The 21206-nt window shown below is 72.1% G+C and carries 17 protein-coding genes; 10 read left to right on the plus strand and 7 right to left on the minus strand.

The window, feature by feature from the left end; genetic code table 11:
* The 4 genes from QMC84_RS09880 to QMC84_RS09895 form a co-directional block, all read left to right on the plus strand.
* Positions 1-280 (plus strand): hypothetical protein (locus QMC84_RS09880; protein WP_300374378.1); only part of this gene is annotated, 280 nt, incomplete at its 5' end.
* 5 nt (positions 281-285) lie between these two features.
* A complete protein-coding gene (locus QMC84_RS09885) occupies positions 286-465 on the plus strand; it encodes a hypothetical protein (RefSeq protein WP_300374380.1) in 180 nt (59 codons plus the stop codon).
* 10 nt (positions 466-475) lie between these two features.
* Complete coding sequence (locus QMC84_RS09890; protein WP_300374382.1) at positions 476-1285, plus strand: deoxyribonuclease IV; 810 nt, start codon at positions 476-478, stop codon at positions 1283-1285.
* A complete protein-coding gene (locus tag QMC84_RS09895; protein WP_300374384.1) occupies positions 1282-1695 on the plus strand; it encodes a VOC family protein in 414 nt (137 codons plus the stop codon). Before QMC84_RS09890 ends, QMC84_RS09895 begins: the two co-directional genes overlap by 4 nt.
* A gap of 66 nt (positions 1696-1761) precedes the next feature.
* Here the strand turns inward: QMC84_RS09895 and QMC84_RS09900 are convergent, their stop codons facing one another.
* From QMC84_RS09900 to QMC84_RS09920, 5 genes are all read right to left on the minus strand, one after another.
* The gene (locus QMC84_RS09900) at positions 1762-2061 is read right to left on the minus strand and encodes a hypothetical protein (protein ID WP_300374386.1); all 300 of its coding nucleotides are present in this window, start codon (positions 2059-2061) and stop codon (positions 1762-1764) included.
* 121 nt (positions 2062-2182) lie between these two features.
* The gene (locus tag QMC84_RS09905) at positions 2183-4636 is read right to left on the minus strand and encodes a CHAT domain-containing tetratricopeptide repeat protein (RefSeq protein WP_300374388.1); all 2454 of its coding nucleotides are present in this window, start codon (positions 4634-4636) and stop codon (positions 2183-2185) included.
* A 7-nt stretch (positions 4637-4643) separates the two neighbouring features.
* Positions 4644-6053: a S8/S53 family peptidase gene (locus QMC84_RS09910; RefSeq protein WP_300374390.1), complete on the minus strand. Its 1410-nt coding sequence runs from the start codon at positions 6051-6053 to the stop codon at positions 4644-4646.
* Positions 6054-6276: 223 nt separating this feature from the next.
* Complete coding sequence (locus QMC84_RS09915) at positions 6277-6738, minus strand: hypothetical protein (RefSeq protein ID WP_300374392.1); 462 nt, start codon at positions 6736-6738, stop codon at positions 6277-6279.
* Positions 6735-7349, minus strand: a complete 615-nt coding sequence (locus tag QMC84_RS09920) for a sigma-70 family RNA polymerase sigma factor (RefSeq protein WP_300374394.1) — start codon at positions 7347-7349, stop codon at positions 6735-6737. Before QMC84_RS09920 ends, QMC84_RS09915 begins: the two co-directional genes overlap by 4 nt.
* 206 nt (positions 7350-7555) lie before the next feature.
* On the opposite strand from QMC84_RS09920, the gene QMC84_RS09925 reads away from it, so the two are divergent.
* Both QMC84_RS09925 and QMC84_RS09930 read left to right on the plus strand, forming a co-directional pair.
* Positions 7556-8671 (plus strand): peptidoglycan bridge formation glycyltransferase FemA/FemB family protein, encoded by a 1116-nt coding sequence (locus tag QMC84_RS09925; RefSeq protein ID WP_300374867.1) that lies wholly within the window; start codon positions 7556-7558, stop codon positions 8669-8671.
* Positions 8672-8678: 7 nt separating this feature from the next.
* Positions 8679-9749, plus strand: coding sequence for an alanine racemase (locus QMC84_RS09930; RefSeq protein ID WP_300374396.1), 1071 nt, complete (start codon positions 8679-8681; stop codon positions 9747-9749).
* Positions 9750-9834: 85 nt separating this feature from the next.
* Here the strand turns inward: QMC84_RS09930 and QMC84_RS09935 are convergent, their stop codons facing one another.
* Together QMC84_RS09935 and QMC84_RS09940 are read right to left on the minus strand one after the other, a co-directional pair.
* Complete coding sequence (locus QMC84_RS09935) at positions 9835-11253, minus strand: glycosyltransferase 87 family protein (protein ID WP_300374398.1); 1419 nt, start codon at positions 11251-11253, stop codon at positions 9835-9837.
* 94 nt (positions 11254-11347) lie between these two features.
* Positions 11348-13693, minus strand: coding sequence for a transglycosylase domain-containing protein (locus QMC84_RS09940; RefSeq protein WP_300374400.1), 2346 nt, complete (start codon positions 13691-13693; stop codon positions 11348-11350).
* 161 nt (positions 13694-13854) lie between these two features.
* Between QMC84_RS09940 and QMC84_RS09945 the strand changes: the two genes are divergently transcribed.
* The 4 genes from QMC84_RS09945 (at position 13855) to QMC84_RS09960 (ending at position 21203) form a co-directional block, all read left to right on the plus strand.
* Complete coding sequence (locus tag QMC84_RS09945; protein ID WP_300374402.1) at positions 13855-14517, plus strand: PadR family transcriptional regulator; 663 nt, start codon at positions 13855-13857, stop codon at positions 14515-14517.
* A 60-nt stretch (positions 14518-14577) separates the two neighbouring features.
* Positions 14578-15663, plus strand: coding sequence for an inositol-3-phosphate synthase (locus QMC84_RS09950; protein ID WP_300374404.1), 1086 nt, complete (start codon positions 14578-14580; stop codon positions 15661-15663).
* Between the two features lie 260 nt (positions 15664-15923).
* Positions 15924-19994, plus strand: coding sequence for a PKD domain-containing protein (locus QMC84_RS09955; protein WP_300374406.1), 4071 nt, complete (start codon positions 15924-15926; stop codon positions 19992-19994).
* Positions 19995-20141: 147 nt separating this feature from the next.
* A complete protein-coding gene (locus tag QMC84_RS09960) occupies positions 20142-21203 on the plus strand; it encodes a hypothetical protein (protein ID WP_300374408.1) in 1062 nt (353 codons plus the stop codon).
* Positions 21204-21206 lie beyond the last annotated feature (3 nt).

Raw genomic sequence — 21206 nt, forward strand, 5'->3', positions numbered from 1 at the left:
AGCAGGCCGCGGGGCGCCCGCCCGGCTGCTCGGCGCGCTCGGCCCGCTGCTCGACGCGATGACGAGCGCCGACCCGGAGCTGCGCCCGCCCACGGCCGCGGCGGCCCTCGAGCGGCTGCGCCGGATCGAGGTGCCGACCGACCGGCCCTGGCCGCACGTCCCCGACCGGCTGCCCGAGCCGCCGGCCGCCCGCGTGAGCCGCTGGGCCGATGTCGCGATCGCCTGCTTCGCCGGCGTGATCGCGCTGTGCGCCGTCGCGGTCTACCTGCTCCTGTCCTGACCGCCGTGCTGCGGGCCGTCCCGGTACGTGTCCTGGTGGGCGTGCTGCGGCTGCCCGGCGCGTCGACCGGCGCGGACCAGGACGTCGCGACCGCTCGCGAGCGCGGGATCCCGGTCTGGCACCGGGTCGAGGACGTGCCGGGCTATCGGCACGACGACGTGGAGGCGGTCGGCGCGCCCGCCTAGGCTCGGCCGCATGAGCACCACCGGAAGCATCCCCATCGGAGCCCATGTCGACCAGAGCGACCCGATCGCCGAGGCCCGGGCGCGGGAGATGCCGCACGTGCAGTTCTTCCTCGGCGACCCGCAGGGCTACCAGGGACCCGAGTTCCGCTACGCCGGCGGAGCCGACGCGCTGCGGGCGGACGCCGAGGCCGCCGGGGTCGGGCTCTACGTGCACGCGCCGTACATCGTGAATGTCGCGACCACCAACAACCGGATCCGGATCCCCAGCCGCAAGCTGCTCCAGCAGCACGTCGACGCGGCGTCCTCCATCGGCGCGCGCGGGCTGATCGTGCACGGCGGGCACGTCAACAAGGATGACGATCCCGAGAAGGGGTTCGACAACTGGCGCAAGGCGATCGAGGCGGTCGACCTGAAGCTGCCGCTGCTCATCGAGAACACCGCCGGCGGTGACAACGCGATGACCCGCCACCTCGACCGGATCGGCCGGGTGTGGGACGCGATCGCCTCGGCCGAGCAGGCCGACCTGGTCGGGTTCTGCCTCGACACCTGCCACGCCCACGCCGGCGGCAACGCCCTGGAGACCGTGGTCGACGACGTACGCCGGATCACCGGGCGGATCGACCTGGTGCACTGCAACGACAGCCGCGACGAGTTCGACTCCGGCGCCGACCGGCATGCCGGCCTCGGTGCCGGCAAGGTCGACCCCGACCTGCTGGCCGCCGTGGTCCGCGACGCCGCCGCCCCGGTGATCCTGGAGACCCCGGGCGGCGCGGCCGAGCACCGCGCGGACGCCGCCTGGCTCCGGGATCGGATCGCATGACGTCGCGGATCACCGAGCTCAGCGTCGACTGCGCCGACCCGGCCGCGCTCGCGCGGTTCTGGGCCGCCGTGCTCGACTACGCCGTGCTCGACGAGGAGCCCGACCTCGTGGAGATCGGCCCGGCGGGGCGCGTCGACGAGCAGCTGCTGGCCGAGGTCCGCACCGGGCCGGTCACACCGACGATCTTCTTCGCGCGCGTGCCCGAGGAGAAGGTGGTCAAGAACCGGCTGCACCTCGATCTCTCGCCGGTCGACACCGACCGCGACACGGAGGTGGCGCGGCTCGAGGCGCTCGGCGCCCGGCGTACCGACCTCGCGCCGACGGACTCGACCTGGGTCGTGATGCTCGATCCGGAGGGCAACGAGTTCTGCGTGCTGCGCAGCCTCGCACCCGGCCGGTTCGCCCTCTGACGACCCGGAGCCACCACGGCCGACCGACGGCTGCGGACCGGGTGCCCGACCGCCGGGACCGGCGTGTCAGTCGACCATCACGATGAGGTCGCGCACCTCTCCGGGCCCGGTGCGGTCCGCACGCTCACGCACCAGGCGGAGCGGTCGCGCGGCGGCGTCCGGCGTACCGAACACGAGGAACTCGAACCCGTGGTCACCCTCCTCGAGCGCCACGAGGTGACCGGGCCGGTCCTCGACCCGCCAGCTGCTGAGCGAGCGGCGGAACCGGACGTGCAGGCGGGACCCGGCCGGGACCGTGAGCACGTCGCCGGCCCGCGGGTCATCGACGACGTGACGATCGACGTGTTCCGTGGTGCGGCTCGGCATGGTGGCCTCCTCGTCGGCTGGTGACGATGAGGAGCGCCGGACCCACCGGCTGATACCCGCGCACCTGACACACGTGTCGTCGATCGGCGCTCGGGACGACAGTTGGGTCAGGTGCGCGACGTCAGCCGAAGCAGACCAGTGGCACCGGGGCGGTCCCGGCCGCGACCGCCGGCACCGCTGCGGCGAGCGCCGTCGCGGGCTCCACGCCGGCGGCCAGCTGCTGGTGGACGGCGACGAGGACGTCGTACGCCGCCCGGTCGTTGACCGCGGCCGCGGACGCGACCACGCAGCGGGCACCGGCGTGCAGCCAGGCGGTCGCCATGCCGATCAGCTCGTCGCCCCACCGGACCGTCGAGCGGCCGACCTCGCACGCGGAGAGCACGACCACGTCGGGCACCTGCCGGAGCTGGTCGATGTCGTAGCCGAACCACGACCCGTCGGCGAGCTGGAGACCGGTGAACATGGCGTTCTCGGCGGCGTGCCGGCCGTGGGCCGCGACGTGCAGGACGTCCACGCTCGCGGCGAGCTCGGAGACCGCGGCGGCGGTCGCGTCCGCGCCGGTGAGCACGCGGGCGTCCTTCCACTCCTTCGCGGCCGCGACGACCTCGTCCTCGGCGCGCGCGACCCGTGGCCCGGCCACGAACCCGGCCGTGGCGAGCCGCAGCGGCGTCGTACGCCGGGCCAGCCACGAGGTCGCCGACTGGGCGACCGTGACCGGGCGCCCCACGAAGCCGGGCAGCAGCGTCCACGGCACGCCGGCGAGCACGCCGGACGGCGTCAGCACGACCTGCCGACCGCCGACCGCGTCCAGGACCGGGGTCACGAGCAGGCTGGCCAGCGCGGCCAGCCGGTCGGCGAGGGCCGTGCGCACGAACCCGGCCATCGCGTCGGGCAGGTCCGAGGCCGCGACGTCGAGGTCGGGCAGCAGCCCGCCGAGCATCCCGTCGAGCACGGAGCGGGCGCCGAGGTCGACCCACGTGGCATCGGCGTCGGTGACCACGAGCGCGACCAGCTGGTCGGCGGCCACCACGTAGGCGACCAGCGCGGTGCCCTCGTCAAGGGCGTCCCGCAGCTCGTCGAGCGTCACCGGGTCCGCGACCTCGCCCGAGCCGCGCTGCTGCCAGGCCCGCTCGCGGATCCGCTGGCGCAGCTCGGTCTCGCGCTCGGGGTCGCGCCGGCCGCCCTCGGCCGCCATCTCCCGCAGCTCGGTGAGGTCCGCGACGATCTGTTGGTCCTCCGGCGCCCGCACCGGCTGCACCCGGCTGGCCAGCATCCGCGCCCGCTCGGACCACTCGAACAGGACCTCGGCCTTCGCCGACTCCACGGCGAGCGCGAGACCGCGGGCCGCGAGGCGTACGCCGAGCCCGGCGACCCCGGTCTGGAGGTCCAAGGATCCGAATGAGCTCTGCCAGGCGTGCAGGTCGCTCAGCCCCGTGCGCAGGTGTCGTAGCGCGGCGGCCGAGCGGCCCTTCGCGGCGGCCAGCTCAGCGTGGACGTCGTGGTCGAGCAGGCGGGTCTCAAGTGGCCCGTGCTGGGTCCGGCGACTCGGCGGCATCTCCGCGTCCGCCCGGTCCGGGTGGTCCGGGTGGTCCGGGTGGTCCGCCAGGAGCATCCGCACGCCGTGGAGCCGAACGTCGATGCTCGCCCAACCGAAGCCCTGGGCCTCCAGCTCGGTCGCCAGGGATGCGAGGGTCTCCGGTGCGACCGGCCGGCGCGACCCGGCCACGGCGAGCGCGACCGCATCAGCCCGGGCGCGCCAGGAATCGGCTCCCAGCCGGCTGAACCGTCCCGCCGCGGCCCGCGCCCAGGCCCCGGCCCTAACCGGGTCGCGCCACTGCATCCGCCGGGCGAGGGCCAGCTCGGCCTCGGCCTGACGGCGACGCAGTCGTCGCACGCCGTAGGCCCGCGCGGCGGACTCGAGCAGCTCGACGCCCTCGTCGACCAGACCTGCCGCCAGGAGGGCCTCCGCACGGTCCTGCTCACAGATCGCGCGGAGCACGGGGCTCACTGGAGCGATGACCACGTAGGCGTCGGACATCGCCGTCAACGCCCCCACGAGGTCGCCGGACAGCAGGCTCGCGTAGCCGAGGTTGTGCTTCGCCTTGGCGGCATTGAAGTCGTCCCCGGCCAGCCCGAACTGCTCGACCGCAACCTCGAAGTCGGAGGCGGCGGCCTGGGTGTTGCCGACCTGGAGATGCACCCCACCGCGGTTGATGAAGACCTTGGCGAGCTCGTCAGGCACGGCACGCAAGCACTCGATCGCGGAGCCGAACGCCCCGAGGGCGCCGGCGACCTCCCCCTGCCGCATGAGAAGGAGCGCGTGCTGACCCTCAACGACCCCGCGGGTCTCGGCCGTGATCCCGGCCCTGTCCAGCGCGCGCCGACAGAGCTCTATCGCTGCGACCGGCGAGCCCTGGTCGGCTGTGATGTAGGCGAGACTCGCCTCGACCCGAGCGAGGATGTCGTCCTCCGCCGAGCGCTCGAGGGCGGTCTCGAGAAGCCCTCGGGCACGGACGATCCGACCGTCATTGATCGCGGCGACACCCCTGCGATGGAGCTCGTCGGCCGTCAGCACCCGCCCATCATGGCGCCATCCCCGTCAGGGACTCCACCACTCGCCAACCGCGCTCAACCGCGGTGAGCACGTCGTCACCGTCGGCGATCGCGGGGGCAAGCGCCACCGCGACACACCCCGCGAGCAGCGGCGCCGCGAACGACGTGCCGCTCCAGACCCCGAACCCGCCGCGGAAGTCGTCGGGATCGATCGACTCCCGTCGGCGCCCGAACGCGACCGTGCGGGCGACGGGCTGAAGGCCACCCTCGAACGCGGGGAAGGTGCTCATCACGGCGGCTCCGGGAGCGAACGCCCGGACCCACGGGCCCGCATTGCTGAACAGCGCATCGGTGAGACCGTTCGGGTTCAGCGCGCCCACGGAGACGATCGGGAGACAGTCAGGGCTAGTCGGAATCGGGCCCGAACCGTCGGCCCACGGCGCGAAGGCCGCAGGGAAGGACGGGCGGCTCGTCGCGTCGTTGCCTGCCGAGCACACGACGACGGTGCCGTTCCGAGCCAGGTCCTCCAAGATGGCGTACAGGGTCGGATCGAAGAGCTCGTCCTCCGGCGTCTCGTGGTAATAGCCCATCGACAGACTGAGGACGTCGATAGGCACCCCTCCGTCCTCGCCGGCGCGGAAGCGGCGCGCCAGCTCTGCGACCTGGGCCAGCGCCGCGATCCAATCCGACTCGACCAGGGGTCCGTACGACGGAACGACGCGCCACGACAGGATGTCCGCGTCGGGGCAGGCCTGGTGCACCAACCCGGCGATGAAGGTGCCGTGTCCGGAGAGCGGATCGATCATCCCGTCCAACTGGCCGGTGAGGTCGCCGTGCAGCTCGGGATCATCGGCCGGGTCGGTGTGACCGATCGGCATGCCGTCGATCGTCAGCCCCTTCCTGACCACAGGATCGAGCCACTCGTGGGCGCCGCACCCGGTGTCGAGGATCGCCACCACGACACGTCGCCCCGCCAGCTCGGCGTCCGGCGCGCGCCGCGGCGCCGGACCTACGTACGCGACCGGCTGGCGGCCACCGCTGCCGGGGACGGCGTAGGTGGCGACCGGGCCTGAGGCACCGCCGGCCGGGTGACTCACGTCGAACGGGTGGCTCACGTCGAACGGATGACTCACGTCGAACGGGTGACTCACGTCGAACGGGTGACTCACGTCGAACGGATGACTCACGTCGAACGGATGACTCACGTCGAAGGGCGAGGTGTAGACGACGTGGTCCAGCCCGACGCCCCTGACCGCATCCACCCCGAACTGCGCGCGCGTCTGCTGCAGCAGCGTCCAGCCGTCCGGCGCGATGGTTGCCGTGTTGGAACCGATCTCGATCCGGACGGGTCGCACCCCGAACCTCAGGTTCGCGGTGTGGGGGTCCTCGCGCTCGGGGACGACGTCCCAGCCCAGCGGCTCGGCGACCGCGCGGAGCACGGCGAGCGCGCCCTCGAAGTCCACCGACTTCGAGATCACCAGCCGCGGGCCGACGTACACGGTGGGCCGGGGGGTGACGCCCTTGACGCTGATCGCCGTGGCCGGGTCCAGCACCCGGCCCTCGACCGTCGCGATCGACGCCGGCCGCGGCGGCGCCGGGTCACGGTCCAGCGGCTTGCGGACCGGCGGCTTCTTCTCGGGCTCCTGCGCCATCGGGTGGCTCCTAGATCTCGAACGTCGGCGTGGCGAACGCCGGACGGGTGGTGTCGTGGGGTTCGAGCCTCAGCCGCAGCAGCCCGAGCGGCAGGTCGGTGAGCTCGAAACGGCCGGATTCCGTGACGACCGCGGCGTAGGGCGCGGGCAGCTCGCCCGGCAGTGCCCGCACGGTCATCGGCTCGGCGGGAACCACCCAGCCGTCGACGCGGGACCGGTCGCCGTCGACGGCGACGCGGAGCAGCAGGTCGGTGTCCTCGTGGACGAAGCGCAGCGTGTACGCCGTGGACCCGCGCGCGCCGACCAGCTCGGTGGACCGCTCCACCAGCTCCATCAGCTCGGCGTCCACGTCGCTGCCGGCCATGGCGGCGGTCGCCTGCATCGCGGCGACCAGGTGCGCGGGCACCGGGTCACGGCGCTCCCACACGTCCCGGACGATCCCCAGCAGGGCCTCGCGGCTCAGCTCGCTCATCGGTACTCCCCCGTCTCCGTGGCGCCGGCCTGCACCAGCGCCACCCTCAGCTTCGCCAGGCATCGGCCCCGGGTGGGGCCGATGCTCCCCACCGGCATGTCCAGGTCGGCCGCGAGCTCGCGGTAGTCCGGCCGGTTCTCGAAGGCCACGATCCGAAGCAGCCGGCGGCACCGCTCGGGCAGCCGGTCGACCGCGGCCCAGAGCCGGTCGCCCTCGTCGCGCTGGACCACGGCGTCCTCGGCCGAGCGCTGCCGCGGCAGCAGCGGTGCCAGGTCGTCGTCGTCGGCCGGCGCGACCGCGGACGTCGCCTGCGCGACCCGCCAGGCCTCGCGGCGTGCGGTGGTGGTCAGCCAGCCGCCGACCGCCTTCGCGTCGAGGATCGCCGCCCGGCGGCGTACCAGCGCCAGCCAGGTCGTCTGGATCACGTCCTCCGCCGCCGACTCCGAGAGCCGGTACGAGCGGACCACGTGCCACAGCACCGGCGTCATCGCCGCCACCAGGTCGTCCAGCCCGCTGGGCTCCCCCGCGACCCAGCGGTTGAACCCGTCGGTCGCGCGCTGCCACACCTCATCGGCCGGACCCACCGGCCGCACGGCCCCGATGCCGGTCATCGATCGCGTCGCTCCCCTGTGTCGTTCAGCCAGTCGCCCGGTCAGTCGCTCGGTCAGGATCACGTCCCCCAGGAGGCGAGGAGGCGCGCGCAGATACCTGGTCTGTACCTGTTCTGCACATCGTGGCGCGTCCGGGCCTGCGGCGCCATGGCCCGGACGGGTACGTCGAGGGCGGCCGGTCGGCGCCCGGTAGCGTGACCCGCGTGCTGAGCGTCCGCGAGATCCCCGAGAGCGACCACCTGGCGCTCCTGCGCAGCCGCCGCTCGGCGAGCTTCCTCCAGACCCCGGCGTGGGGCCGGGTGAAGTCGGAGTGGCGCCGCGAGTCGATCGGCTGGTTCCGCGGGGAGGAGCTGGTCGGCGCCGCCCTGGTGCTCTACCGGCAGCTGCCCAAGGTCAAGCGGTTCCTGGCCTACCTGCCCGAGGGGCCGGTGATCGACTGGGCTGCCGACGACCTGCGCGAGTGGCTCGAGCCGATGGCCGCCCACCTCGGCGCGCGCGGCGCGTTCGGCGTGCGGATGGGGCCGCCCGTGGTGACCCGTCGCTGGGACGCGGCGACGATCAAGGACGGGATCGCGGACGACGCCGTACGCCGCCTCGGCGACCTCGCGCCCACCGAGCGCAGCCGCGCCGGGGCCAAGGTGACCTCCCAGCTGATCGAGCTGGGCTGGCGCGCCCAGGCGGTCGAGGGCGGCTTCGCCGCCGGGCAGCCGCAGTACGTCTTCCAGATCCCGCTGGCCGGCCGCACCGAGGAGGACGTGCTCGCCGGCATGAACCAGCTGTGGCGGCGCAACATCAAGAAGGCCGCGAAGGAGGGGGTCGACGTCACCTCCACCGGCGTTCCCGGTGAGGAGCTCGCGGCGTTCCACGACCTCTACCTGCACACCGCCGAGCGCGACCACTTCACGCCGCGGCCGCTGTCCTACTTCCGCACGATGCTCGACGCGCTCGGCGCCGAGGACCCCGACCGGATCCGGATCTACAGCGCCCACCACGAGGGCACGCTGGTCGCCGCCACCATCGGCATCCGGGTCGGCGCCCACGCCTGGTACTCCTACGGCGCCTCCTCCACCGAGAAGCGCGAGGTCCGCGGCTCCAACGCGATCCAGTGGCAGATGATCCGCGACGCGATCGCGGCCGGGGCGGACGTCTACGACCTGCGCGGCATCACCGACACGCTCGCCGCCGACGACCCGCACCTCGGGCTGATCCAGTTCAAGGTCGGCACCGGCGGCGAGGCCGTCGAGTACGTCGGCGAGTGGGACCTGCCGCTCAACCGCGCGCTCTACGCGGCGTTCGCGCTCTACCTGAAGCGCCGGGGGTGACCGCGACGTGAGCCTCACGCTGAGCGTCGACGGCGAGCGCTGGCGCGCCCACCTGCGCACCGTCGCCGACGCGACTCCGGGGCTGGTCCCGGTCGCGAAGGGCAACGGCTACGGCTTCACGCTCGGTCGGCTGGCCCGCAAGACCCAGTGGCTGGCCGACCAGGGTCTCGGCGGCGACGTCCTGGCGGTCGGCACCTACGACGAGCTGTCGCACGTCGCAGACCGCTACGACGGCGAGCTGCTGGTGCTCACGCCGTGGCGGCCCTTCGGCGCGGCGGTCGAGCTGGACCCGAAGCTCGCGGACCGGCTGATCCACACCGTCAGCCGGACCGAGGACCTGGGCGCCCTGCTCACCCGCCAGCCCGACGCGCGGGTGGTCCTCGAGCGCACCACCAGCATGCTGCGCCACGGCATGACCGCGCGCGAGCTGTGGAGCACCCCGAGGATCCTCGCCGAGCACCCCCGCGCGCGGGTGCGCGGCGTCGCCCTGCACCTCCCGCTCGCGCACGGCGCGCACCTCTCGGAGGTGCAGCGGCTGATGAACGACGTCGTGGCGACCGAGCTCGCCCTGGACACCGTGTGGGTCAGCCACCTGGCGGCCGACGAGCTCGCGGTGCTGCGCTCGTCGTACCCCGACTTCACGTTCCGCCCGCGCGTCGGCACCGACCTGTGGCTCGGCGACCGCGGAGCGCTCCGGGTCACCGCGACGGTGCTCGACGTGCATCGGGTCGAGCGCGGCGACGCGTTCGGCTACCGGCACCGCACGGCGCCCAAGGCCGGCCACATCCTGGTCGTGAGCGGCGGCACCGCCCACGGCATCGGCCTCGAGGCACCGACCGGCGACGCCAGCCTGAAGGCCCGCGCCGCCACGCTGGCCCGGGGCGGCCTCGACGCGGCCGGCTTCGTGCGCTCGCCGTTCTCGATCGACGGCAAGCTGCGGCTGTTCGCCGAGCCGCCGCACATGCAGGCCTCGATGCTGTTCCTGCCGCACGGCGCCCGGGTCCCGTCGGTCGGCGACGACGTCGACGTGCGGGTGCGCTACACCGCCACCGCGTTCGACCGCGTCGTCATCAGCTGAGCCCGCCGAGCGAGCCGCGAGTTTCGTCGGCCGGCCGACAAAGGTCGTGCCTGGACGATGCAGTTGCGTCGTCCAGGCTCGAGTTTCATCGGCCGGCCGATGAAACTGGCAGCCCGGCCGAACCGGGCACCGGCGGACCGACCACCGGCCGGTACGACGTCGCCCGGACCGGGTCGTGCCGCGGGAGCCAGATGTCGCGGACCACCATCGCGACCAGGTAGAGCTCGGCGACCAGGCGGACCAGGATCGCGACCCAGTAGAAGCCGGCGTCCCCGCCGGACGCCGGCGCGAGGAAGCCGCCGAGGTACCACCACACGGCGGCGAAGTAGAGGATCTCACCGGCCTGCCAGATCAGCAGGTCGCGCCAGCGCGGCCGGGCCAGCACCGCGAGCGGCAGCAGCCACAGGACGTACTGCGGCGAGTAGACCTTGTTGACCAGCAGGAACCCCGCCACCACCAGGAGGCCCAGCTGCGCCAGCCGCGGCGTCGACGGCGCGGCCAGCCCGAGCAGCAGCACGCCGACGCACCACAGCCCGAAGAACAGCCAGGACCCCACGTTGATCGTGTGCGGGTCGAACGCGAACGGGTCGCCGGTCCTGTCCAGCGCCTGCTGGACGACCAGCCAGATCGAGCCGAGGTCGGCGCCGCGCTCGGAGTTGAAGGACCAGAAGACCTTCCACTGGTCCGGGCCGGAGAGGTACGCCGGCAGGTTCGCCAGCACCCAGGCGCCGGCCGCCCCGAGGCTGGCGTGGACGAGCGCGCGCGGCCGCCGCTGGCGCACGCAGATCACCAGGAGCCCACCGAGCAGGAAGAGCGGATACAGCTTGACCGCCGTGCCCAGGCCGATCAGCACGCCGGTGAGCACCGGCCGGTCGCGGGCCCAGGCCCACAGGGCCCCCGCGACCAGGACCACCGCGAGCAGGTCCCAGTTCACCAGCCCGGTCAGCAGCAGGGCCGGCGAGAGCGCGAAGGCGGCGGCGTCCCACGGTCGGCGCGGGGTCACCCCCGCCAGCAGCCAGGCGGCGAGCAGGGTCAGCACCGCGAAGCCGAGGGCGTTGACGACCACGAAGATCCGCATCTCCCGGTGCACCTCGGGCCGCGCCGACATGTCACCGACCGACTGGCCGTAGCGCGGCGAGAGGTCCGGCGAGCCGTTGAGCCAGTGCGTGACGTAGGCGGCGCCCCAGGCCCAGTACGAGATGCCGACGGGGTACTCCATGACCTCGTAGCGGGCGCGCACCTGCGCGTCGTCGCTGTAGGGCCAGTTCAGCTCCGCGAACCCGCGCCCGGTGTAGAGGTAGGGCAGGTCGGAGTAGCACATGTGCGTGTAGCGGGCCTGCCCGTCCTGCCACGTGTCCTGGTAGCAGCTGCTCTTCTGCACCATGCCGAGCGCCAGCACGATCGCGGTCAGGGCGAGCAGCACCCGCACCGGGGTCCACCACGGGTGCCGCCCGGCACGGGTCCCGACCGGTCCCCCGATCCGCTCGCTCAGGACGGCGGCCACCGGGTCGTCGTTCGTGGGATGGACCCGGTCCGACCCCGCCCCGCGCCCCACCCCGCGCCCCACCCCGTGCCCGGCCTGCGGCATCGGCCGTGCCTCAGCCGCGCCGCAGTCGGCGCCCGCGGCCGGGACCGCTCGGCGAGGCGCCCCCGCTCGGCGGCGTGCTCGCGCTGTCCGACGACGACGGCGAGTTCGACGGCGAGCCGCACCCGAGCAGCCCGCAGCTGTCGCTCGGCGACCCGGTCGGGGTCGGGGTCTCGGTCGGCGTCGGCGTCGTGGACTCGGACGGGGTGTTCGTCGGCGTCTCGCTCGGCTTCGGGGTCTTGGTCGGCTTCGGCGGCGGCGTGTACGGCTCGTGCCCGTCGGCCGGCGCCTCGCCGTCGACGTTGGCCGGCTCCGGGAAGGTCTCTACGTCGGTGCCCTCGAGGGCGCGGCTCATCACGGCGGTCCAGGTGCGGGTCGGGTACTCCGCACCGAAGTACGACGGCAGCCAGCCGTTGAGCGCGTTGTCGCCGTCGCCGCGGACGTACATGACGGCCGTCGCGAGCTGCGGCGTGTACCCGACGAACCACGACGAGGAGACGTCGCCGTCGTCGTTGGTCGCCGTACCGGTCTTGCCGGCCGCCGGTCGGCCCAGGGCCAGCGCGTTGCGACCGGTGCCGTTCGCGACCACCTGCTGCAGGGCGTAGGAGGTGTCGGCGGCGACGTCCTCGCCGGTCGCCTTCTCCCCGGCCGCCGTCTCCACGTCGACGCCGTCGGCGAAGTCATCGAACGCCGGGGTGGTGTGCTGCTTGTAGGAGTAGAGCACCTCACCCTTGCGGCTCACGATCTTGTCGATCACGTGCACGTCGGCGCGCTCGCCGCCGTTCGCGATCGTCGCGTAGGCGTTGGCCATGTTGATCGGGCTGATCCGCGCCTTGCCGAGGGTGACCAGCGCGTCCGGCTCGAGGTCGATGCTCTTGTCGGGGATCCCGGGGTACTTGTTCGTCGGGTCGGCCGGCGGGATGCCGGCCTTGTTCGCGGTCTCGACGATCTTCGCCGGCCCGTCGGGGATCGAGCTGGACATGTCGACGAACGCGGTGTTGATGGACTGCTCGGTCGCGTAGGTCAGGCTGACCTTGTCGCCGTAGTCGTTGCCGTCGCCGGGACCCTCGTTGACCACGTCGAGCCCGTCCGGGAAGACGTACGGCGAGTTGCCGTCGAAGGTGTCCTTGAGCGAGTAGCCGTTCTCCAGGGCCGTCGCGACGGTGATCGGCTTGATCGTCGAGCCGACCATCCCGCCGGTGGCCGCCCAGTTGATCTGGGAGTCCAGGAAGTCCTGGCCGCCGTAGAACCCGCGCAGCGCGCCGGTGCCGGGCTCCACGCTCGCGACGCCGATGTGCAGCTCCTTGTCCTTGAAGCCCTCGGGCCGCTGCTCGAGCACCCCGGCCTTGGCGGCGTCCATGGCCTTCTCGGTGAAGGTCGTGGTGATCCGGTAGCCCTGGCTGTCGATCTGCTCGTCGGAGTAGCCGAGCTCGTGCAGCTCGTCGCGCACCAGCTTGAGCATGTGGCCGCGCTGCTCGCCGTACTTGCTCTCGGCCTCGATCTCCGGGAACTTCGGCAGCGACTTCTCGGCCTTGTCCGCCTGCTCGGCGGTGATGTTGCCGGCCGAGGCCATCCCGCCGAGGACGTAGTCGTAGCGCTCCTTGAGCGCCCGCTTGTTGTCCTTGCCGTTGGCGGGGTCGAAGTGGGACGGGTTGTTCAGGACGCTCGCGAGGACCGCCGACTCCTTCAGGGAGAGGTCCTTCGCGTCCTTGTCGAAGAACGCGCGGGAGGCCGCCTGCACGCCGTACGCGCCGCGCCCGAAGTAGATCGTGTTGAGGTAGCCCTCGAGGATCTCGGACTTGCTCTTCGTGCGCTGGATCTTCAGCGACAGGATCGCCTCCTTCACCTTGCGGGTGTAGGAGCGCTCCTGGTTGAGGTAGAGGATCTTCACGTACTGCTGGGTGATCGTCGACGCGCCCTGGGTCGAGTTGCCCTGCGCGTTGCTGAAGGCCGCCCGCAGGATGCCCTTCGGGTCGATGCCCTGGTCGGTCCAGAACGACCGGTTCTCGGCGGCGACGACCGCGTCCTGGAGGGTCTGCGGCATCTCCTTGAGCGGGATCGACTCCCGGTTCTGGGTCGCGAAGTTGCCGACCTGGTCCTTGCCGTCCGCGTAGTAGACGAACGACGTCTGCGCCTCGAAGTCGGCGTTGGGGTCCGGGATGTCGATGGTCTTGTAGAGGAAGACGAACCCGGCGACGGCGAGCAGGAGGCACACCAGGCCGACGATCGAGCCCCACTTCGCGACCCGCAGCACCTGCTGCTTGCGGGTACGGGGACCCTGGGGCTTGGCGCCCGGCTTGCCTGGCTTGGAGGCGCTCGTCTTGCTGGCGGGGCCCGCGGCCCTGCGCTTACCACTCACAGTCGTTGGCTCCGCTGGTCGACGTCGAGATCCTCGTCAGGGTACGGGGATGGGGTGCACGCGCCCAAGACGTCGCCGGGCGGGGAGTGAGCGAGGTCTCAGGCACGCGCCGTACCGATTGCGGATTCGCAACGGACGGATATATCGCTACGATAGGTCGCATGGCACGTCGGGCAGAGACCATCGAGCTGGCAGTCCTCGGGCTGCTGCACGAGGGTCCGATGCACGGCTACGAGCTCCGCAAGCGGCTCAACCTCATGCTCGGATGGGGTCGGGTCCTCTCCTACGGATCGCTCTACCCCACCTTGAAGAAGATGCTGCGCGGCGCCCTCATCGAGGAGGCCGCGACGACGGTCGCGCCGGTCACCCGCCGGCCCCGGATCGTCTACCAGCTCACCGAGTCCGGGCAGCGTGAGTTCGAGCGACTGATGACCGAGGTCGGCCCTACCGCGTGGGAGGACGACAACTTCGACATCCGGTTCGCGTTCTTCAGCCGCACCGACATGGAGATCCGGCTGCGGGTCCTGGAAGGCCGGCGGACCCGGCTCCAGGAGCGTCTCGACCGGGTGCAGACCCAGCTGTCGATGACGCAGAAGGAGGTCGACCGGTACGCCATCGAGCTCCAGCGCCACGGCGTCGAGTCGGTCGAGCGCGAGGTCCGCTGGCTCTCGGACCTGATCAATGCCGAGCGCAGCGGCGAGCACGACAGCAGCACCATCTCCAGCACCACCTCCAGCAGCAACAGCGGCGGCGCCCTGCCCGCCGCTCCCACCGCGGCAGCACCGGCCGCGGTGCAGCCCCCCGAGGTCAGCGGCCAGAAGTAGCGCCTCGCCTCAGACGATCAGTCCGGCCACCGTGGACGGACGACGGAAAGGAACAGCCCGATGGGTTCGGTTCGAGTAGCAATCGTGGGAGTGGGCAACTGCGCCTCCTCCCTGGTCCAGGGTGTGCACTACTACCAGGACGCCGACCCGACGGGAACGGTGCCCGGGCTGATGCACGTGACCTTCGGCGACTACCACGTCAACGACGTGGAGTTCGTCGCGGCGTTCGACGTCGACGACAAGAAGGTCGGCAAGGACCTCTCCGAGGCGATCAACGCCTCCGAGAACAACACCATCAAGATCGCCGATGTCCCCACGCTCGGCATCGACGTCCAGCGCGGCCACACCCTCGACGGCCTCGGCAAGTACTACCGCCTGACCATCGAGGAGTCGGCGGCCGAGCCGGTCGACATCGTCCGGGTGCTCAAGGAGACCCAGGCGGACGTGCTCGTCTCCTACCTGCCGGTGGGCTCCGAGGAGGCCGACAAGTTCTACGCCCAGTGCGCGATCGACGCCGGCGTGGCCTTCGTCAACGCTCTTCCCGTCTTCATCGCCTCCGACCCGGTCTGGGCCAAGAAGTTCGAGGACGCCGGCGTCCCGATCGTCGGTGACGACATCAAGTCGCAGGTCGGCGCCACCATCACCCACCGCGTGATCGCGAAGCTCTTCGAGGACCGCGGCGTGGCGCTGGACCGCACCTACCAGCTCAACGTCGGCGGCAACATGGACTTCAAGAACATGCTCGAGCGCGAGCGCCTGGAGTCCAAGAAGGTCTCCAAGACCCAGTCCGTCACCTCCAACCTCAAGGGCGAGCTGGCGAACAAGACCTCCGACCGCAACGTGCACATCGGCCCGTCGGACTACGTCCAGTGGCTCGACGACCGCAAGTGGGCCTACGTCCGCCTCGAGGGGCGCGCGTTCGGCGACGTGCCGCTGAACATGGAGTACAAGCTCGAGGTCTGGGACTCCCCGAACTCGGCCGGCATCATCATCGACGCGATCCGCGCCGCGAAGATCGCCAAGGACCGCGGCCTCGGCGGCCCGATCATCTCGGCCTCGTCGTACCTGATGAAGTCCCCGCCGGTGCAGCTCCCCGACGACGAGGGTCGGCGCCGCGTCGAGGCCTTCATCAAGGGCGAGGAGTGACCTCACCCCTCGAACCTGCCTGAGGTGGTCCTCCGCTGACGCGGAGACCGTCGAGAGACGCGAAGTGGCTGTCGGGACCCGGTCCTGGCAGCCACTTCGCGTCTCTCGACGGGGGATCAGCCGCCACCGGTCCAGACCGTTCGGCCCGGATCAGGCAGGAGCGGACGCAGATGCGGGGACCGCCATAACCAGGCGGAACGGCGCGTCGTTGGGGTGGCACCGCGTCGCCTCCCGCGACCCCTCCCGAGATTGCGTCCACCATGACCAACCCTCTCTCGAGCACCCCGTCGAGCAGCCCCGCGCGCACAGCGCGCCCCTGGCGCACCGCCGCGGTCACCACCGCGCTGGCCGTCGCCCTCACCACCGGCCTCTCCGCCGTGCTCGCACCGGTGCTCGCCCCGGTCCAGGCCGTCGCACCGGCCGGCACCCAGCCCCGGCCGATCGGCGCCCACGCCCTGTCGGTCTCCTTCGACCGCCAGTCCGCCACGATCGAGCGCGGCGCCCGGTTCCGGGTCTCCGGCGCCGTCGCGACGCTGAGCCAGACCTCGCTCACCGCGGTGCCACGGACCGGCGAGGGCGTGCCGGCCAGCTTCACCCTCGCCGTCACCGACCCCACCGGCCGGGTGCTCGGCACCCAGGACGTGACCGCCGCCGGCGACGGCACGTTCGCCACGATGGTGCCCGGCACCATCACCGACGGCCTGTCGGACGCCGACGTGCTGCGGCTGGGCCTGCGCGCCGTCGACGCGACGTACGACGACCACCGCGCCGCCGACGCGGGCGCCGGGTCCGTGGCGGTCCGCGCCGCCGCGACCGGCCTCCGGGTCGAGAACAGCTTCGTCTCCGCCGTCGGCTGGGTGAAGCCCGGCGAGACCTACCCCTCCCGCATCATCGTCAGCAACCCGACGGCCGCCCCGGTCGCCGGCGCCTCCGTCACCGTCACGGCGCCCGCGGGCACGAGCTTCACGAACGCCAGCGGCCCGGGCACCCACCCGTTCAGCAGCGACACCGTGGCGTGGACCATCCCGTCGGTGCCGGCCGCGACCGGCACGGTGCCCGGCACCGTCACCCTGGTGCTGGAGAGCCGGGCCGACACCGTGGCCCAGGACCCGACGGTGGTCTGGCGCGACCTCTCGACCACCGCCCGCCTCAGCGTGAGCACCGGTGCGCAGACGGTGGTCAGCCACGGCCCCAAGGTGATCCCGCCGAGCGACGCCTTCGACACCGCGCGGTACGGCGACCGCCCGTTCCCGGTCATCCCGGTGGAGTACCGCGACCGCGCCTACACCGCGGCACACACCGGCGAGCAGCTCGAGGAGGTCATCAACTCCCCCGCCAAGGCCGGCTCGACGTTCAACCTGTACCAGGAGATGTCGCTGGGCCAGCTGTTCCCCGACGGCACCGTGCCCTCGGCCGGGATCGCCACGGCCGACTTCGCCAGCTACACCCCGGGCTTCCCGTTCACCCAGCTCGACCCGACGGCCGCCAGCACCTGCCTCGGCACCACGCAGACCGACACCCCGGCCGGCACGATCCCCGCGCCCGGCACGGTCGGCGGCCCGGCGTACACCGAGCGGATCACCAACGGTGTCTACAACCTGCCCGGGACCACCGGCTACTACGGCTCCGACGGCGCCGGCTCCGCGGTGATCGGCTCGCTCACCGGCATCGCCGCGCTGGGGCAGATCGACAGCGGCTGCGGTCCCACCAGCAAGCTCGTCGTCGACTCGGCCGCGCTCGCCGACCCCGAGATCGACTACTCCGACTACGACACGGACAAGGACGGCGTGGTCGACTTCTTCATGGCGGTCTTCGCCGGCTGCGGCGGCAACGGCGCCTCCCAGCTCGGGCTGTGCAGCGACGACCCGCAGGACGCGCTGCCCTACGACAACGTCTGGCCGCACAGCTCGTCGCTGGAGTACTACTACAACGACTCGAAGACCGGGCTGCCCGGCTTCACCACCGACGACCAGCTCAAGGACCTCGAGGGCCGGCCGCTCTGGTACACCGACACGACCTACAAGGACATGACCACGACCGACAAGGGCGACGCGCTCAAGGTCTTCGTCCGGGTCGGTCCCTACAACCTCAACCCCGAGACGGCTATCGACAAGGCGAGCGTGATCTCGCACGAGTACGGCCACTCGCTCGGGCTGCCGGACTTCTACTCCGTCGGCGGCCGCGAGACGTACGGCGACTGGAACCTGATGGCGACGGACAAGTCGCAGAACATGGACGCGTTCTCCCGCCAGGAGCTCGGCTGGGTCGTGCCGCAGGTGCTGAGGGCCGGCGAGACCCGGACCGTGGCCGGCTGGACCGACTCCAAGCAGGACACGGGCACGATCACGTGGCAGCGGCCGGACGGCACGCCGTACACGCTCGCCAACGGCCCGGACGGCGTCGTCCACAACTCGTTGATGTACGTCGCCCGGCTGCCCGGTCGCCAGCTGATCGACCCGGCCAAGTTCGACACCGGCGACAAGGCGACCAAGACCCACGCGTGGTTCTCGGGGTCCGGCAACGACTTCGGCTGTGCGAACGACGGCGGCGGGCACAACCTCGACGTCGCGATCCCGGGGATCAAGGACCTGCCCGCCGGCTCCACGCTGCGGCTGGACCTCAAGTCGCTGTTCGACATCGAGTGGGACTTCGACTACGGCTTCGTGCTGACCTCCAAGGACGGTGGGAAGAGCTTCGCCTCCCACGCGTCCCTGCGCGACACCCCGACCACGACGCCGATGACGTCGAACCCGAACCAGAGCTCGTGCCAGGCGGCGTACGGCAACGGCATCACCGGCTCGAGCGGGTCCTACACCGACCCGGTCACGGTGCAGCTCGACCGCACGACCGGCAACTACCCGGACTCGGCGTTCGTGGCCGACAGCTTCGACATCTCCGACCTCGTCGGCGCGGCCACCCCCGTGCTGCGGTTCAGCTACGCGACCGACCCGGGCCTGGCCCGGCCGGGCTGGTTCATCGACGACCTCAAGGTCACCGCGACGACCCCGAGCGGCGAGAAGGTGCTGCTGCAGACCGACCTGGAGAAGGACGGCGGCCCGAGCGACCCGCGGATCTTCAACGGCGGCTGCCAGGCCGACAACCCGGGTCGTGACTGCACCAAGGGCTGGCAGTTCGTGAACGCCGGCGACGAGGCGGCCTTCGACCACGGCTACTACCTGGAGATGCGGGACCGCTCCGGCTTCGACCTCGACGGGCACGGGCAGATCGACCGCACCCCGATCGGCTTCGAGCCCGGGCTCTACCTCGCCTACACCGACGAGGCGCACGGGTACGGCAACGCGGGCACCGACTCCCCGCCGGCCCAGTCGCCGCTGGACTCGACTCCGGAGCCGGGCAACGACACACCGAACCTGAACGACGCGGCGTTCACGGCCGCGACCGCGCGGTCGGCGTACACCGACTCGGGTGCCGGACACACCGACAACTACACCGACCCGTCGAACACCACGGTCGACAGCCGGTACGCCGACGTCGCGAACCCGTGGCGCTTCCAGTACGGCTGCCTGGGGTTCCAGGTGCTGTCCATGGCCGGCAACAGCAACGGACCGGCGACGTCCGACGGTGACCTGACCGGCTCGGTGAAGTTCACGATGGGCACCGGCTGCGGCGACTTCGACTTCGGCTACACGCCGGTCCCCGCGCCGACGAACACCAAGCCGACCGCCCGGGCCGCGGCGTCGTCGACCAGGGTCGAGACCGGCGACACGGTCCGCTTCCGCGGCTCGGCCAGCACCGACACCGAGACGCCCAACGACCTGGACTACAGCTGGGACTTCGGTGACGGCGGCTCGACCAAGGACGCGGCCGGCGCCTTCGCCCGGCACACGTTCACCGAGCCCGGGACCTACGCCGTCACGCTGCTGGTCACCGACCCCGAGGGCGCCACCGACACCGACACGGTGACCGTCAAGGTCACCAGCGACGCGGCCGGCCCCGGCCCCCAGCCGGGCACCCGGACGACGGTCAACTGCGACTCCGCCAAGGTGACCCGGCACGGCAGCTGGCGCAACGTGCGGCCCACGCGCGGCGGCAGCTACTGCGACAACGCCGGCAGGGGCACGGGCCGCGACACCATGACGCTGACCACCAAGGGTCCGCGGGCTGAGATCGTCTTCGGGCGCTCGGTCCACGGCGGCAAGGCGGCACTGTTCGTCGACGGCACCCAGGTCGGGACGATCAGCTTCCACAACAAGAACGCGAGCCCGGTGCTCGGCTACCACAAGTTGCTGCGCGGTCTCGGCTCCGGCAGGCACCACCTGCGCCTGGTGGTGCTGAAGGGCCGGGCCTACGTCGACCGGTTCCGCTTCTAGCGCTCTGCCGGGGCCCATCTCCCGTCGAGTGCCGCGAACTGGCTGAGATCCTCTCCCAGGACCAGCCAGCTCGCGTCGCTCGACGACTCCTCCACAGCCACCGACACCCGGTGAGTGGGCGACCACTGGTCGGGGCAGGGGTTGGTCATGGGCCACCGCTGGGATCCGATCGCGCCACCTGTCACCGGGCTGGTGCGACCGGTGCACGTCGACCCGACCGGGCGCCGAGGGCCGACCCGCGGTCAGGCGCGCGGCGCGAAGTGGCGCTCGGTCGGCCCCGGCCTCGTCGTGCCGGCCCACGTCGCCGACGACCTGGTCGAGCAGCGCATCCTCGAGGCGGCTTCCCGAGCAGGCCCGCGGTCGGTGGTCACGGCATGGGCCGCGCTACGGCTCCACGGCGGAGGCTTCTTCGACGGCCTCGCCCGCGACGGCCGCACCCGGCTCCCGGTCCCGATCGCGGCGAACGGTGAGCGCCTCGGCAGCGACGACGCGATCCTCGTGGTCAGGCTCACCGTGCCGCCCGACGAGGTCGTCGAGATCCACGGGATCCGGTGCGCGGTGCCCGAGCGCGCCCTGTTCGACGAGATGCGGCGGATCGGGGGCGCCCGCGAGATGGCGGTCGCCGCCGGCGCTGCGTGCGCCGGGCAGCTCACTTCGCTTCACCGGATGGCGCTCTACCGCTCGACCCGCAGGTGGTACCGGGACGTCCGGGTGGTGGGGCGCGCGCTCGACATGGCCGTCGAGGACTGCCGATCACCGCAGGAGGATCGGTTCCGGATGATCTGGGAGTACGACGCGGGCTGGGGCCGGCCCTTGCGCAACCACCCGGTCCTCGACCTCGACGGCCGCCTGGTCGCCGTTCCGGACCTGCTGGACCCGGTCCGCGGCGTGGTCGGGGAGTACGCCGGCGCCGACCATCGCGATATCGACCAGCACGAGAGCGACATCGCCCGGGAGGCGGCGCTGCGGGCAGTGGGGCTCGAGTACGTCGAGGTCGTGGGCCGCGACCTCTACCGAGCCGATCGGGTGACCCAGCGGATGCGCGAGGCGCAGTCGCGAGCCCGCCAACTGCCGTGCCTATGGCAGCTCGGCCCGCCGCCCTCGCCGACCCTCGACGAGATCCTGGACGCCCGTGACCGATCGAGTGACGCGCGGTGGCTGGATCCGGGCTCGGATCCCAACCAGATCACGTCACTCGACGGCAGATGAGCC

The organism is Nocardioides sp. (genome assembly GCF_030019515.1).
Lineage (GTDB): Bacteria > Actinomycetota > Actinomycetes > Propionibacteriales > Nocardioidaceae > Nocardioides.